The organism is Mesorhizobium sp. M1D.F.Ca.ET.231.01.1.1 (assembly GCF_003999155.2).
In the GTDB taxonomy this organism is placed as follows: Bacteria; Pseudomonadota; Alphaproteobacteria; order Rhizobiales; family Rhizobiaceae; genus Mesorhizobium.
This window is the reverse complement of the sequence record NZ_RZOZ02000168.1, coordinates 1-327: the sequence shown is the minus strand read 5'-3', so window position 1 is coordinate 327 and position 327 is coordinate 1. Positions and strand designations below refer to the sequence as shown.

Annotated in this window: 1 pseudogene; it reads right to left on the bottom strand. The window is 66.1% G+C overall.

Annotated features, from left to right (window positions below):
• Window positions 1-327: pseudogene (locus EN874_RS32800) on the bottom strand (RtcB family protein); the annotation flags it as partial.

Sequence of the window (327 nt, the reverse complement as noted above, 5' to 3'; positions counted from 1 at the left end):
GCCTCCCAGTCTCCTGCCATGATGCAGCCGTAAGGCAGCACCTCGTCGACGATTTCCGCCAGGCCGAAATGCTCGATCTGGCGGCGCATCGAAGCCGCGTTCTTGTAGGCGCTGGGCAACTCCGAAGTGTCGGTCACCCCGCTGAAGAACCGGGCGTCGATACCCCGGGTTTCCTCGGCGAAGATCTCGGCATCGCTGCGCCCGGCCTGCATGCGCCGGTGCTGGGTGCGCGAGAAATTGCGCCCGGCGCCATGCGGCGAGAAGCCAAGCCCGTTTTCTTGCCGCGCACGATCAGCACCGGCTCCGCCATGTTGAGCGGGATCAGCG